Genomic DNA, 14,719 nt, shown 5'->3' on the forward strand with positions numbered 1-14,719 from the left:
AGGTGTCGGCCCTCAAGCCCGCCGTCGACATGGCGCTGGCCGACCGCAACGGCTCCGGCCCGCAAGAGACCGTGGAGCACGTGCTGGTGGTGCGCCGCGGGGGCAACGCCGTGGAGTGGACCGAGGGCCGCGACCTGTGGTGGCACGACGTCGTCGCCGACGCCTCCCCCGAGCACGAAGCGCAGCCCTTCCCCGCCGAGAACCCGCTCTTCATCCTCTACACCTCGGGAACCACCGGAAAGCCCAAGGGGATTCTGCACACCTCGGGCGGATACCTCACCCAGACGACCTTCACCAACCGGATCGTCCACGACATCCACCCCGAGACGGACATCTTCTGGTGCACGGCCGACATCGGCTGGGTCACCGGCCACAGCTACGTGACCTACGGTCCGCTCTCCAACGGCGCCACCCAGGTGCTCTACGAGGGCACGCCCGACACGCCGCACCCCGGTCGCTGGTGGGAGCTGGTGGAGAAGTACAAGGTCACGACCCTCTACACCGCGCCCACCGCGATCCGCTCGTTCATGAAGATCGGGCGCGAGGTGCCGCAGCGCTTCGACCTGTCCTCGCTTCGGCTGCTGGGCTCGGTGGGCGAGCCCATCAACCCCGAGGCATGGATGTGGTACCGCAAGATCATCGGCGGCAAGACCGCCCCGATCGTCGACACGTGGTGGCAGACCGAGACCGGGGCGATCATGATCTCCGCCCTCCCCGGCGTGACCGAGACCAAGCCCGGCTCGGCTCAGGTGGCGGTCCCGGGCATCTCGATCGACGTCGTCGATGAGGACGGCACCCACGTCGGCAACGGCAACGGCGGTCTGCTCGTGGTGACCGAGCCCTGGCCGAGCATGCTGCGCGGCATCTGGGGCGACCCCGACCGGTTCGTGGAGACGTACTGGGACAAATTCAAGAAGCAGGGATACTACTTCGCCGGCGACGGGGCGCGCTTGGACGAGGACGGCGACGTGTGGCTCATGGGACGCGTCGACGACGTCATGAACATCTCGGGGCACCGCCTGTCGACCACCGAGATCGAGTCGGCCCTGGTGGCCAACGAGGCGGTCGCCGAATCGGCGGTCGTGGGAGCGTCCGATGAGACCACCGGGCAGGCGGTGGTGGCCTTCGTCATCATCAAGCAGAGCTATCTGTCCGCTCACGCGCCCGAGGGCCTGGCTGACAGCCTGCGAGCCTGGGTCGGCGAGCAGATCGGCCCCATCGCCCGCCCTCGCGACGTCTACATCGTGGGCGAGCTGCCGAAGACCCGCTCGGGCAAGATCATGCGTCGCCTGCTGCGTGACGTCGCCGAAGGACGCGAAGTCGGAGACACCACGACGCTCGCCGACACCATGGTCATGAGCGTCATCTCCGCGCAGGTGAAGTGAACCGGGTGGCGGCGATCAGTCGACCGGGGTGCTGATCGCCGCCATCCGGCGCCGTGCCGTGCGGAAGGTCTCGGGCTCGATCAGCACGACCCCGTCGACCTCCCGGGCGAACCGCTGCACCTCGTCGCCGAGCATGATGGAGAACGCCACGGTGAGTCGGGCCTCGGTCTGATGGTCAGCGTCGGTGAGGCGCGCACGTTCAGGATGCCGGTCGAGCCAGGCCGCGACGACGGCGATGAGCCCTTCCCGGCTCTGATGGCTGGCCCACGAGACCCTGCTGGTCGTGCCGGGTTCGCGCGCGAACAGCGCGAACCGGCGCCGCGTGACCTCGTCGTCCGCCTGGCCGCGGACCGACTCCATGACGATCAGGCTGGCCGCGAGGACCAGGTCGTCGGGGTGCTGGCTGAGGATCTCCTCCGTCAGTTCCGGGTCGTAGGAGAGGGGGGAGCCGAAGATCGCCTGCTCCAGCGATGAGAAGTAATTGAAGAACGTGCTGCGGGAGACCATCGCCGCCTCGCACACGCGGTCGACGGTCACGGCGCTCACGCCCTCGTCATAGGCGATATCGACCGCAGCGCGCTCCATCGCACGCTTCGCCGCGCGCCTCTTGCGCTCTCGCAGACCCTCGGCCATGGTGCCCCCTCGTCCCACACCCACTGTACGCCGCGTTGACTTGTGCTCAACTTTGGACACAGTCCATACTTGGGCTGCAACCAATGAAAGGCCGTGCATGACCCCGCGGACGCACCCCCATCCCCTTGCCACCCGAGCTCGGCTCGCTGGAGCCATCGTCGCCGTCGCCGGACTGGTCCTGATGACCGTCCCCGCAGCGGCCCACGCTGACAGCAGCGCCACCCATCCCGTCAGGGTTGTCGTCCGGATCGACGACGGCACGTCCCCCGCTCCGCTCGCCGGGGTGGAAGTCGCCGTCCGGGACCCGTACGGCGACGGGCGCGCGCTCGCCGCGGGCACGACCGGCGCCGACGGCACGGTGCTGCTCGAGGTCGAGAGCGATGCGACGCAGGCCGTGGTGGATGCCGTCTGGCCTGGAGCCTCCGGCGACCTCGAGTCGCCGGAGGTGCGGACGGAATTCGTGCTGGCCGGGCCGGATCCCGTGGGCGTCAGCTTCTGGGGCGACTACGGAACGATCGCCGGGAGGGCCGCCGCCACGGCTGACGGCGACGCGGTGAGCGATCTCAGCGGCGCGGTGCTCGTCGTCTCCAGCGGCGGCAGCACGGTGCAGCGGATCCCGGTCGCAGCTGACGGATCGTTCGCCGGCGGCGCGCTGCCGACGTCCTCGGCCGCCCACTACAGCGTCTCACTGATCCCCCCGCCGGGCTACGACCTCGCGTCGGAGCAGCCTGCGGCGAACCCGTCGTTCGCACTGCCGCGCGGCGACTCCGGCCCCACCGCACTGACCATCGACCGTACCTTCGCGCTGGCAGCGCAGAACCCGACGCCGACGCCGACGCCGACCCCGGTGCCCACACCGACTCCCGACCCGAGTCCCACGCCGGCTCCGACGCCCACCCCGGTTCCGACCCCCGCGCCCACCCCGGTTCCGACCCCCGCGCCCACCCCGGTTCCGACCCCCACGCCCGATCCGCCGTCCTCCCCGGCACCGCTGGCTCTTGGCGGCGCCTCTGGTCTGGGGGCGGCGCTCAGCGACATCACCGAAGGCGACCTGGGCGCGCTCCTCGGCCTGACTGCCACACCGAACGACACCGTCCCGCTGGTGAACGATGTGGGCCAGATCCTCGGCCTCGCCTGGCAGGTACCGCCGTCGCAGGCACCCCCGCTCCGCCAGGCGCAGGCTCCCGTGCTGGCCGGGATGCCCGGCGTCTCGCCGGCCGGGGGCGGCATCGCGGCGCTCGATCTAGCGACGGCGCTGCAGATGGTGCAGTCGGGCCGCGGCTCACTGCTCGAACAGCAGCTGGCCGCACAGATCGCAGACGTGCAGGCGCGCAACGTGCGGCTCGGGCTGCTCAACGACGCCCGCACCGCCCTGAACGCATATCTGGCCGCACCGACGGACGGCACCTTCGCCACAGCCGTCGCCGCGGTCAGAGCAACCGGCACCGTGCATCCGTTCCTCGATGCGACCGCCGCGGACGGACGACCTCACGCTGAGCGCCTCCGCGAGCTGCTGAAGACCGAGATGGACTCCGTGGGCAACAGCCAGCAGATGGACATGCTCCGGCTGCAGAGCCTCAGCAACAAGCGCAACGAGGCGTTCGACGTCATGACCAATTTCCTCCGAAAGGTACAGGACTCCCGATCGAGCATCATCGGGAACATGCGCTCCACACCGGTGGCGATCGGCACGGTGCAGTGGAACCGCGGCACGGTGACCGGCGCGTTCAACCTGGGGCCCGTGCCGAACGGCGCGCACCACCTGATCCTCGACTACCGCGACCTGGGCATCGTGCTCATCTCTGACGTCACCGTGCAGCGCGGCGTGCTCGCGGTGACCGGGGGTGCCGTCGCCCCGCCGGCGGCGGCCGGCCTCGGCCTGCTGGTCGGCGGCGCGGTCCTGTTCGTCGCGGCATCCGTGCTGCGCCGTCGCACTCCGATGACGGCCTGAGCAGCAGCCGTCCGCACACAGGAGAAATCCCCGGGACAGGACGGTTCGCGAGGAATTGTCCTGTCCCGGGGATTCTGCCTGTTGTCGAAGCACCAGGTGGCGGCTCGGCGGGTGCCCTCGCTCAGACGAGCGTGAAGATGACTTCCACTTCGACCGGGCTGTCCAGCGGCAGCGCCGTCACCCCGACGGCCGAGCGGGCGTGGCGTCCGTCATCGCCGAAGATCTCGCCGAGCACCTCGCTGGCACCGTTGACGACCCCGGGCTGCCCCGTGAACTCCGGGACAGATGCCACGAAGCCGGTCACCTTGAGCACCCCGGCGATGCGGTCCACTCCCCCGACGGCCGCCGCGGCGGCGGCGAGGGCGTTGAGCGCGCACTGCCGCGCGTAGTCGGCGGCGTCGGCGGCGGGGACCAGTCCGTGCCCGTCACCAACCTTGCCTGTTGCGGGCATGGACCCCGCGACCATCGGCAGCTGCCCGGAGGTGTAGACGAGATCGCCGTGCACCTTGGCCGGGATGTACGCGGCGACAGGGGGAACGACGGCGGGAAGTTCGATCCCCAGCTGGGCCAGACGCTCGGAGACGGTCATGATCACTCCTGTTCGAACTGACGGGCGGCCTGCGCCGCGGCGCTCAGTCCCGCGTTGTCGGAACCGCCGCCGGTCGGCCGCTTGAAGTAGGCGACGAGGCCGCCTTCCGGACCGGTCACCACCTGCACGAGCTCCCAGCCCTGCTTGCCCCAGTTGTTCAGGATCGCTGCCGTGTTGTGGATCAGCAAGGGGGTGGTGAGGTATTCCCACGTGGTCATGACGGCTCCAGGTCTCGGGTTGCGGGGCGGCCGGCGCCTCTCGCCCGTGGCGCGACGCACGATGTCCTGTCGAGGCTTCGCCCAGGATTTTGGCTTACGATCACCCTATGCCCCACAAGAAACGGACGACCAGTGGCGTGCTCGGGGGACTCCTGGGCCTGGTCGGGCTCAGCACCGTCGCCGGCATCCTGGTCACCGCCACGGTCACCCCCGCGATCGCCGTCTCGGGCTACGCCGCGAGCAACGCGATCTCGATGTTCGACAACATGCCGAGCTACCTCGAGATCGACGACCTCATGGAGTCCACCGAGATCTACGCCACCGTCAACGGTGAGCCGGCGATGATCGCCCGTTTCTACGACCAGAACCGTGTGCCGCTGGAGTTCGATCAGATCAGCCCGCTCGTCTACGACGCCGTGCTCTCCAGCGAGGACAAGAACTTCTACAAGCACGGCGGCGTCGACCTCGCCGGCACCATGAGCGCCGTGCTCGCCAACGTGCGGGGCACCTCCAGCCGCGGCGGCTCGTCGATCAGCCAGCAGTACGTCAAGAACATCCTCGTGCAGCGCTGCGAAGAGGATGCCACGACCGAAGAAGAGAAGCAGGCCTGCTACTGGGAGGCCACGAACTCCGACATCGGCGAGGGCGGCCTGCAGCGCAAGCTGCAGGAGATGCGCTTCGCCATCCAGCTGGAGAAGACGTACACGAAGGACGAGATCCTTCTCGGCTACCTCAACATCGTCAACTTCGGCGGGCAGAACTACGGCATCGGCGCCGCATCGAAGTACTACTTCGGGGTGGATGCCGCGAACCTCACCCTGAGCCAGGCCGCGACCCTCGCCGGCATGGTGCAGGAACCCAACGGCTACCGCATCGACCGCCCCGACAACGAGTCCAACGGCGCGGCCAACGGCTACGCCAAGACGCTCGAGCGGCGCGACTACGTGCTGTGGCGCATGCTGACCGACGGCAAGATCACGCAGGAGGAGTACGACGCGGCCAAGGCCGAGCCGATCACTCCGAACATCACCCCGACCGATCAGGGATGCCAGATGGCCGGTCGATCGGCATACTTCTGCGACTATGTGCGCACGATCGTGGAGAACGACCCAGTCTTCGGCGAGACCCCCGACGAGCGCAAACAGAATCTGCGTCGCGGAGGCTACCGCATCTACACCACGATCGACATGGACCTGCAGCGCGCCGCGGAGGAGTCCCTCTCGATCGTCCCCGCCACTATGGAGGGGATCGAACTCGGCTCGACCGCCGTGCAGATCGAGGTCGGCACCGGACGCGTGCTTTCGATGGCGCAGAACACCCTGTACTCGCAGTCGGCGGCGCAGCTCGAATCCGACCGCTCGTACTCCTCGATCAACTTCAACACGCGCAAAGCCAACGGCGGGTCGAATGGATTCAACGTCGGATCGACCTACAAGGTCTTCACACTGCTCGATTGGCTGGAGAAGGGCCACTCGATCAACGAGGTGCTCAACGGCACCGTGCGCAACTTCAAGATCGACCGCGGCTGCGATGAAGGCATGCAAACTGTCGTCGGTGCCGACATCGGCAACTTCGAGAACTCGCGCGGTTACACCAGCACGCCGTACCAGTTCACCGCCGATTCACTGAACACCGGGTTCTTCGCCATGGCCGAGAAGCTCACCGTGTGCGACGTCAACAAGGTGGCCGACCGGCTGGGCGTGACCCTCGCCGATGGTCACAAGACGTACGAGGCGGATGCCGCGTACCCCGATCTCAACGCCCCCTACTCGATCCTCGGGTCGATGAACATCGCGCCGATCGACATGGCGAACGTCTACGCCACGATCGCCTCCGGCGGCATCTACTGCCAGCCGAGGGCCATCGATGAGATCACCGACTCCGCGGGCAATCCGCTGCCGCTGCCCGAGACCACCTGCTCGCGCGTGCTCGACGAATCGGTGGCGAACACCGCCGCCCACGTCCTGCAGAACGTGCTGGCGTCCGGCTCGGCGACGCCGTCCCGCACGTTCGACGGCACCCCGCTCATCGGCAAGACCGGCATCCACCAGCAGTTCCAGACGTGGATGATCGGAAGCTCGACGAAGGTCGCCAGCGCCACCTGGGTGGGCAACGTCATCGGCGAGTCGCAGCTGAACCGTCTCTGGGCGAACGGCTACCCGCTGTGGCGCATGCGCCACGCGATCTGGCCCGACCTGCAGCGTGCCGCCAACGCCAAGTACGGCGGCGACCAGTTCCCCGGACCCGACTCCAACCTGACGCGGCGTGTCTACGCGGATCTGCCGAACGTGGTCGGCATGACGGTCGAAGAGGCCACATCGGTGATCGAAGACGCCGGCTTCGCGGTGCGCGTCAACGACCCCGTGGACGGCGCCGAGCCCGCCGGCACGATCACCAGTCAGGATCCGGGTGCCGGGCGCGTACCGGGGGGGACGACGGTGGTCCTCACCCCCAGCAACGGCCAGGGCGTCACGGTCCCGACCGTCGCCGGCATGACGATGGAGAAGGCGCGCGACGCGTTGCGCAGCGCCGGCTTCACCGCGATCACGATGTGCCCGGCCGTTGAGGACGAAGACGATCCGCCCACTGTGACGGGCACCGATCCCGCCGCGGGCACCGTGGCCGCGCGCAGCACACCGATCACCCTCAGCTGTGGCTGACCGGCACCGATCGCCCCGCCCCGCCCTCACCGCGCTCGCGGCGGTAGGGGCGGCGGGCGCGGCCGCGGCCGTTTGGGGCTTCGGCATCGAGCGGCACCTGTACACCGTCCGTCGGCACGATCTGGCAGTGCTCCCCCCGGGAGCGAGGCCAGTGCGCATCCTGCACATCTCCGACGCCCACATGGCCCCCTGGCAGCGGCGCAAGCAGCGCTGGATCGCGTCGCTGGCAGCGCTGGAACCTGACCTGGTCGTCAACACCGGCGACAACCTCGGGCACGGTGAGGGTCTGCGCGGCATCCGCGAAGCCCTCGCCCCTTTTGCGGGCGTCCCGGGCGTCTACGTGCACGGATCGAACGATCGCTTCGCACCCGCCCCTCGAAACCCGCTGCGCTACTTCAGCGGGCCGTCCTCGCGCACTCCGAAGGCGACGCGCATCGACACCGACGCCCTGGACCGCTTCCTCGGCGAGGAGCTGGGGTGGGCCGACCTCAACAACGCCGCCGCGCAGCTGCAGGTCGGCGCACTGCGCGTGCGCGCCTACGGCGTGAGCGACGCGCACCGGGACTGGGACGACCTCGACGCCGTGGATGCCGCGCTCGTCGGCATGCCCAAGGCCGACCTCGACCTCGGAGTCACCCACGCCCCGTATCGCCGCGTCCTGGACGACTTCACCGCGCGCGGGGCCGATCTGCTGCTGGCGGGCCACACCCACGGCGGCCAGGTGCGCATCCCCGGATCGCCCGCGGCGCTCGTGGCCAATTGCGACATCCCCCTCCGCCAAGCGCGAGGGCTGAGCGCGTGGACCAGCGGCGGGCGGCGGGTGCCGCTGAACGTCAGCGCGGGCATCGGCCACTCGATCTACGCCCCCGTGCGTTTCGGGTGCCGTCCGGAGGCGACGCTTCTGACCCTGGTGCCGAGAGAGTGACCCGGTTCGGAGCATGGCCTCGCATCGGGTAAGCTAGGGGGGTTGCTCCGGGGTGTGGCGCAGCTTGGTAGCGCGCGTCGTTCGGGACGACGAGGCCGCAGGTTCAAATCCTGTCACCCCGACCACAGAAGGGCTCCACCACCAGGTGGAGCCCTTCGTGTAGAACGACCGCGAGATAGCCAGGAGCCCGCCCATGCCCATCCCCCGCCTGATCGCCTTCGACCTCGACGACACCCTGGCCCCCTCCAAGAGCGCGATCGCACCGCGCATGGGCGAGCTGCTGGTGGCCTTGGCCGAGCGGGTCGAGGTGGCCATCATCTCGGGCGGGCAGCTGCAGCAGTTCCAGGTGCAGGTCGTGGAGAACCTCCCGGCGGCATCCCCGGAGGTGCTGACATCCCTGCACCTCATGCCGACCTGCGGCACTCAGTACTACCGGCTGTCCGACGCCGGCATCGAGACGGTCTACGCGCACCGGCTCACCGACGACGAGAAGGCCCGAGCGCTGGCCGCCGTCGAGCAGGAGGCCCGCCGCCTCGGGCTGTGGGAGAGCGAGACCTGGGGCGACATCCTCGAGGACCGCGGCTCGCAGATCACCTTCTCGGCACTCGGACAGTCCGCTCCCCTGCACGCCAAGGTCGCGTGGGACCCCACCGGTTCGAAGAAGAACGCCCTGCGCGAGGCGGTCGCCGCGCGCATCCCCGACCTCGAGGTGCGCTCGGGCGGGTCGACGTCGGTGGACATCACCCACCGCGGCATCGACAAGGCCTACGGCATGCGTCAGCTGTCAGACCAGACCGGCATCGCGCTGGACGACATGCTGTTCGTGGGCGACCGCCTCGACCCCGACGGCAACGACTACCCCGTGCTCGCCATGGGCGTCACCTGCCACGCTGTCGAGGGGTGGGAGGACACCGCAACGTTCCTGGAGTCCCTCATCCCGACGCTCCCCGTTCGGGTGTAGTTCGTATCGCCTCCCGCAGTGGTCGTTCTTGAGGAGTTGCGGGGGCGGACCGGCGCGGACGCCTCCGGACTGGTCGCGGACGCCTCGAGGCTCGCACCGGTCCAGGCCGCCCAAAGCCGGCCCTGAGCGGTCCGAAGCCAGCTGCAGCCTGCCGTAACTCCTCAGAACCGGCGCGAGGCGCTGCCGGAACGCAAGAACGGCCCCCGTGGGGGCCGTTCTTGAGGAGTTACGACCGGGGCAGGCTCAGCCCTGGGCCGCCACCCGCTGCGGCCGCACCGAGCGGGACTGCTGCCCGATCGGCGTCAGCCGCTGCAGCTGCGTGACGTGCCGCGGCTCGAGCTCCTCGATGCTCGACACGCCGAGGAGGGCCATCGTGCGTTCGATCTCGGTGCGGAGGATCTCGATCGTGCGGTCGACGCCTGCCCTGCCACCGGCCATGAGGCCGTACAGGTAGGCACGGCCGATGAGGGTGAACTTCGCCCCCAGCGCCATCGAGGCCACGATGTCGGCACCGTTCATGATGCCGGTGTCGATCATCACGGTGGCGTCGTTGCCGACCTCGCGCACGACCTGCGGCAGCAGGTGGAACGGGATCGGGGCACGGTCCAGCTGACGGCCGCCGTGGTTGGACAGGATGATGCCGTCGACGCCCAGGTCGATCAGCCGCTTGCTGTCGGCGACGTTCTGCACGCCCTTGACGACGATCTTGCCGGGCCAGATGCTGCGGATGTACTCGAGGTCGTCGTAGCTGATCGTCGGGTCCATCGCCGCGTTGAGCAGCTCGCCAACGGTGCCCCCGGTGGTCGACAGGGACGCGAACTCGAGCTTCGGGGTGGTGAGGAAGTCGATCCACCACCACGGCCGCGGGATCGCGTTGATGATGGTGCCGACCGTCAGCTGCGGCGGGATCGAGAACCCGTTGCGCTTGTCGCGCAGGCGCGCGCCGGCGATAGGGGTGTCGACGGTGAACATGAGGGTGTCGAACCCGGCCGCGGCGGCCCGGGCGACCAGCCCGTACGAGATGTCGCGGTCGCGCATGACGTACAGCTGGAACCAGTTGCGCCCGTGGGGGTTGGTCGCCTTGACGTCTTCGATCGAGGTCGTCCCGAGGGTCGAAAGGGTGAACGGGATGCCGGCGGCGGCCGCGGCACCGGCGCCCGCGGTCTCGCCCTCGGTCTGCATGAGGCGCGTGAAGCCGGTGGGCGCGATGCCGAAAGGCAGCGCCGAGCGGCCTCCGAGGATCTCCACCGACGTGTCGACGTGCTCCGCCGGGCGCAGCACGTCGGGGTGGAACTCGATGTCCTCGAACGCCTGCCGGGCGCGCGCGAGCGACAGCTCGCCCTCGGCCGCGCCGTCGGTGTAGTCGAACGCCGCCTTCGGCGTACGACGCTTGGCGATCTTCTGCAGGTCGCCGATCGTCAGCGCCGCGTCGAGGCGACGCTTGGTGCCGTTGAGTTCGGGCTTTTTGAACTGCATCAGCTCGAGCAGTTCGGTGGGCTTGGGGAGTTGACGCTTGACCATGCGGGGCCTCTCGATCAGGGGGCGTAGTAGCCGGAGATGTGCTGTGGGATGAGGGCGCGGGCGCGTTCGGCGTCGCCCGCGTCGATGGCTGCGAGGATCTCGTGGTGCTGGTGTCGCAGCCGCGCGGAGGCGGCGTCCCAGTCGGCGACACGGCCGGCGATCTCTGCGGTGTACGACTCGATCGCCGAGCGCAGGCCCGCCATGGTCGCCGCGACGACGCTGTTTCCCGATGCCGCGGCCAGCGCGTAGTGGAACTGGGCGTCCAGGGCCAAGAACTCGTCCGGCGGCAGCGGGGCGGCATCCATCGCCTCGACGGTCTCGCGCACTGCGGATAGATCAGGGTCGAGGGCTTCGGCGAGGGTCGCCACGACCCACTCCTCCACGAACAGACGCGTCGCGACGACATCGTCGATCGGGAAGCCCTGCGCGGCGACCTGCAGACGCAGGAAGGCCGACATGCCCCCGGTGGGCGACGAGATGACGATGGCGCCGGCAGACGGGCCGGAGCCGGTCCCGGTGCGGATGAGCCCCATCACCTCGAGAACGCGCAGTGCCTCGCGGACGCTCGACCGCCCGACGCCCAGCTGCGAGACCAGATCGCGCTCCGAGGGCAGGCGATCACCGGGGCCGAGGCGCCCCTCCAGAAGGTCGGTCTCGATCTTGTCCAGCACGACCTTCCAGGCGCGTGCGGGTGGAGCGGTGCTGTCCGTCATCGGCGCGGTCCCCTTCGTCGTGGCCTGACCACAATACGCTGCGTGGTCTGACCAAGCAACCCGGGTCAGCCGTCGAGGCGCCCGCCCGACTCGCGCAGGTAGCACTCCGCGCACATCGACTCGTAGGTCACGCGCTCCCTCGTCAGTTCGTCGATGGCCACCTGGTCACCGTCGAACACGAAGCGTCCACCGACCAGGCGCGCGTTGAATAGCGCCTTGCGCCCGCAGCGGCAGATGGTCTTGAGCTCCTCGAGCGAATGCGCGAGCTCCATGAGCCGCGCCGAGCCGGGAAAGGCGTGGGTGCGGAAGTCGGTGCGGATGCCGTAGGCGAGCACCGGCACCCCCTCGAGCACGACGATGCGCAGCAGGTCGTCGACCTGCTCGCGGGTGAGGAACTGGGCCTCGTCGATGAGCAGGCACGCCACGTCGCCCGACACCCCGTCGGCCGGTTCCGCACCCACCTGCGCGCGATGCGCGCGGAACAACGTCAGCAGATCGGCATCCGGAGCAATCAGGAAGTCGACGGGACGGGCCATTCCCAGGCGACTGGCGATCTCACCCGCACCCTTGGTGTCGATCTCGGGCTTGGCCAGCAGCACCCGCTGCCCGCGCTCCTCGTAGTTGTAGGCCGCCTGCAGCAGTGCCGTCGACTTGCCGGAGTTCATCGCTCCATAGCGGAAGTACAGTTTGGCCACCCATGGATTCTACGGGGATGTCGATTCCGCTCCGGCCCGCTCGACGCGATAGTAGAGGGCGCAAGCGCCCACCGATGAAGGGAACGGCGATGGCCAAATACATGCTGATCATGCGCAACAGCGGAACTTTCGATGACTTTCGGGACATGGATTTCGAGCAGGTCATGAACGCGATGGGCGCGTACAACGAATCGATGATGAAGGCCGGGGTGCTGCTCGGCGGCGACGGCCTGACGGATGCCGCGCAGGGCGCCGTCGTGGAGTTCACCGCTGACGCGCCCGTGGTCTCCGACGGCCCCTACGGGGAGACGCACGAACTGTTCAACGGGTTCTGGACGATCCAGGCCGCCACGCAGGAGGAGGCGGTCGAGTGGGCCAAGCGCGCGCCGCTGGGCCCGGGCGACAAGATCGAGGTGCGTCGCCTTACCGATGACTCCGACTTCGCGGACTATCAGGACAACGAGTACGTGAAGAAGGAGAAGGTCTGGCGCGACGAGCTGGATGCGCGCCGGGCCGCCGACGCCTCCTGACCGGCGACGGCACCGGGGACATGAGCGACCACATCCGCCGCACCGTCGATGCCGTCTGGCGCATCGAGAGCGCGCGCATCGTGGCGACGCTGGCGAAGGTCACCGGCGACGTGGGGCTGGCGGAGGACGTCACCCAGGAGGCCCTGCTCGAGGCGCTGCAGCGGTGGCCGGCTGCCGGCGTTCCCCGCAACCCGGGGGCGTGGCTCACCGCCGTCGCAAAGCGGCGGGCGATCGATGCGTGGCGGCGCCGCGGTGCGCTGGACGAGCGGTACCGCGCCCTCGCGCAGGATTTCACCGAAGCCGAGCCCTACGCCGGCGAGCCCATCGACGACGACATGCTGCGCCTGGTGTTCATCGCGTGCCACCCGGTGCTGTCGCGCGAGTCGCAGGTGGCGCTGACCCTGCGTGTGGTCGGCGGGCTGTCGACACAGGAGATCGCGCGCATGCTGTTGGTGCCGGTGCCGACGGTGCAAGCGCGCATCACGCGCGCGAAGAAGACGCTCGCCGCCGCGCGCGTGCCCTTCGAGACCCCCGAGCCCACCGAGTGGCGGCAGCGGCTGGGCGGCGTGCTGGGCACGCTTTACCTCGTCTTCACCGAGGGGTACGCCGCCACGAGCGGCGACCGCTGGATCCGCGAGGAGCTGGCCGGCGAGGCTCTGCGCCTGGCCCGCGTGCTGGCCGGCCTGGTGCCCCGGGAGCCCGAGGCGCACGCCCTGGTGGCGCTCATGGAGCTGCAGTCCTCCCGGTTCGCCGCCCGCACGGCCCCCGACGGCGCCCCCGTGCTGCTGGCCGACCAGGACCGCACCCGGTGGGACCGGGCGCAGATCGTCCGTGGGAAGGCGGCGCTGGCGCGAGCGGATGCCGCCGGCCACGGCCGCGGACCCTACGCGCTGCAGGCGGCGATCGCGCTCTGTCACGCCGTGGCGCCCAGCGTCGCCGCCACCGACTGGGACCGCATCGTGGTGTTGTACGAGGCGCTCGGGCGGCTCTCCCCCAGTCCCGTGGTCGACCTCAACCGCGCCGTCGCGGTCTCGATGGCCACCGGCCCGGCCACGGCGCTGCGGATCGTCGACCGCCTGCAGTCCGAGGGTGCGCTGCAGGGATCGCACCTGCTGCCGAGCGTGCGGGGCGAGCTGCTCAGCCGGCTCGGACGGCTGGACGAGGCGCGGTCCGAGCTGCTGACGGCCGCGGCTCTCGCCGCGAACGAGCGCGAGGCGCAGGTGCTGCGGGACAAGGCCGCGGCGCTCTGATCCGGGCGCTCACGCCGGTCCCCGAACCGGCCCCACCCCCGTTCGGGGCGCGAAAACGTCCCCGAAACCGGCCCCACCCCGTTTGGGGCGCGAAAACGTCCCCGAAACCCGCCCCACCCCCGTTCGGGGCGCGAAAACGTCCCCGAAACCCGCGCCACCCCCGTTTGGGGCGCGAAAACGTCCCCGAAACCCGCCCCACCCCCGTTCGGGGCGCGAAAACGTCCCCGAAACCCGCGCCACCCCCGTTTGGGGCGCGAAAACGTCCCCGAAGCCGGCGCGGCCCGGGTTACGGGCGTTCCCAGCCGGCGATGGGACCCGGCACCACGACGAACGAGGGCGCGGCCGGCGCGGCCTGGCCGGCGACGTCCGGCAGGCGCTCGAGCCACGCCGGAGCCCGCTCGGCGACCTTGCGCCGCAGGTGCGTCAGCTCGAAGGCCAGCTGCCCGTCGGTCACCGGGATCTCGGGGTTCACGGCATCCGGCCGCGTGATGCGCGACGCGTCGAACCGGTACCCTCGCGCGGTGGCCTCCGTCTGCACGCCGGCGAGGAAGTGTCCGATGGCGGCCACCGGGTCAGCGCAGGCGCGGAAGCGCTCGAGCTGCGGATGCCGGGTGTAGCCCCGCGTGGCGCCACCGAGCACGGCCTGTGCGAGCAGTCCCTCGCGCCAGCAGGCCACGAGCGCCGCACG

At 69.8% G+C, this 14,719-nt stretch carries 14 protein-coding genes and 1 tRNA gene; 8 read left to right on the forward strand and 7 right to left on the reverse strand.

Features of this window, described 5'->3' with window-relative positions; genetic code table 11:
• The coding region (locus tag NQ160_RS08630; RefSeq protein ID WP_257514820.1) for an acetate--CoA ligase at positions 1-1,385 on the forward strand (1,385 nt) is incomplete at its 5' end.
• A gap of 15 nt (positions 1,386-1,400) precedes the next feature.
• Here the strand turns inward: NQ160_RS08630 and NQ160_RS08635 are convergent.
• Positions 1,401-2,018, reverse strand: coding sequence for a TetR/AcrR family transcriptional regulator (locus NQ160_RS08635; protein ID WP_257514821.1), 618 nt, complete (start codon positions 2,016-2,018; stop codon positions 1,401-1,403).
• Positions 2,019-2,199: 181 nt separating this feature from the next.
• On the opposite strand from NQ160_RS08635, the gene NQ160_RS08640 reads away from it, so the two are divergent.
• The gene (locus tag NQ160_RS08640) at positions 2,200-3,969 is read left to right on the forward strand and encodes a hypothetical protein (RefSeq protein ID WP_257514822.1); all 1,770 of its coding nucleotides are present in this window, start codon (positions 2,200-2,202) and stop codon (positions 3,967-3,969) included.
• Between the two features lie 121 nt (positions 3,970-4,090).
• Here NQ160_RS08640 and NQ160_RS08645 read toward each other — a convergent pair whose 3' ends face one another.
• Positions 4,091-4,558: a RidA family protein gene (locus NQ160_RS08645; protein WP_257514823.1), complete on the reverse strand. Its 468-nt coding sequence runs from the start codon at positions 4,556-4,558 to the stop codon at positions 4,091-4,093.
• A gap of 2 nt (positions 4,559-4,560) precedes the next feature.
• The gene (locus NQ160_RS08650) at positions 4,561-4,776 is read right to left on the reverse strand and encodes a DUF4177 domain-containing protein (protein ID WP_257514824.1); all 216 of its coding nucleotides are present in this window, start codon (positions 4,774-4,776) and stop codon (positions 4,561-4,563) included.
• Positions 4,777-4,883: 107 nt separating this feature from the next.
• On the opposite strand from NQ160_RS08650, the gene NQ160_RS08655 reads away from it, so the two are divergent.
• The 4 genes from NQ160_RS08655 to NQ160_RS08670 all read left to right on the forward strand — a co-directional run bounded on the left by NQ160_RS08655 (position 4,884) and on the right by NQ160_RS08670 (position 9,322).
• Positions 4,884-7,436 (forward strand): transglycosylase domain-containing protein, encoded by a 2,553-nt coding sequence (locus NQ160_RS08655; protein WP_257514825.1) that lies wholly within the window; start codon positions 4,884-4,886, stop codon positions 7,434-7,436.
• Entirely contained in the window at positions 7,429-8,361 is a 933-nt protein-coding gene (locus NQ160_RS08660) for a metallophosphoesterase (protein WP_257514826.1), read from the forward strand. The genes NQ160_RS08655 and NQ160_RS08660 overlap by 8 nt, the downstream gene beginning before the upstream one ends.
• A 48-nt stretch (positions 8,362-8,409) precedes the next feature.
• Positions 8,410-8,486 (forward strand) — tRNA-Pro (locus NQ160_RS08665).
• A 68-nt stretch (positions 8,487-8,554) separates the two neighbouring features.
• Positions 8,555-9,322: an HAD-IIB family hydrolase gene (locus NQ160_RS08670; protein ID WP_257514827.1), complete on the forward strand. Its 768-nt coding sequence runs from the start codon at positions 8,555-8,557 to the stop codon at positions 9,320-9,322.
• A 243-nt stretch (positions 9,323-9,565) separates the two neighbouring features.
• On the opposite strand, the gene NQ160_RS08675 is transcribed toward NQ160_RS08670, so the two are convergent.
• The 3 genes from NQ160_RS08675 to NQ160_RS08685 all read right to left on the reverse strand — a co-directional run bounded on the left by NQ160_RS08675 (position 9,566) and on the right by NQ160_RS08685 (position 12,251).
• A complete protein-coding gene (locus tag NQ160_RS08675) occupies positions 9,566-10,843 on the reverse strand; it encodes an alpha-hydroxy acid oxidase (RefSeq protein WP_257514828.1) in 1,278 nt (425 codons plus the stop codon).
• A gap of 14 nt (positions 10,844-10,857) precedes the next feature.
• A complete protein-coding gene (locus NQ160_RS08680; RefSeq protein ID WP_257514829.1) occupies positions 10,858-11,556 on the reverse strand; it encodes a FadR/GntR family transcriptional regulator in 699 nt (232 codons plus the stop codon).
• Between the two features lie 65 nt (positions 11,557-11,621).
• On the reverse strand, positions 11,622-12,251 hold the full coding sequence (locus NQ160_RS08685; RefSeq protein WP_257514830.1) for a thymidine kinase: 630 nt from the start codon (positions 12,249-12,251) through the stop codon (positions 11,622-11,624).
• An 89-nt stretch (positions 12,252-12,340) separates the two neighbouring features.
• Here NQ160_RS08685 and NQ160_RS08690 point away from each other — a divergent pair, with 89 nt between their 5' ends.
• Together NQ160_RS08690 and NQ160_RS08695 are read left to right on the forward strand one after the other, a co-directional pair.
• Positions 12,341-12,781: a YciI family protein gene (locus NQ160_RS08690; RefSeq protein WP_257514831.1), complete on the forward strand. Its 441-nt coding sequence runs from the start codon at positions 12,341-12,343 to the stop codon at positions 12,779-12,781.
• A gap of 20 nt (positions 12,782-12,801) precedes the next feature.
• Positions 12,802-14,031 (forward strand): RNA polymerase sigma factor, encoded by a 1,230-nt coding sequence (locus NQ160_RS08695; RefSeq protein WP_257514832.1) that lies wholly within the window; start codon positions 12,802-12,804, stop codon positions 14,029-14,031.
• 286 nt (positions 14,032-14,317) lie between these two features.
• Here the strand turns inward: NQ160_RS08695 and NQ160_RS08700 are convergent.
• The coding region (locus tag NQ160_RS08700; protein WP_306852905.1) for a pyrimidine dimer DNA glycosylase/endonuclease V at positions 14,318-14,719 on the reverse strand (402 nt) is incomplete at its 5' end.

It is taken from the genome of Microbacterium sp. zg.Y909, assembly GCF_024626565.1.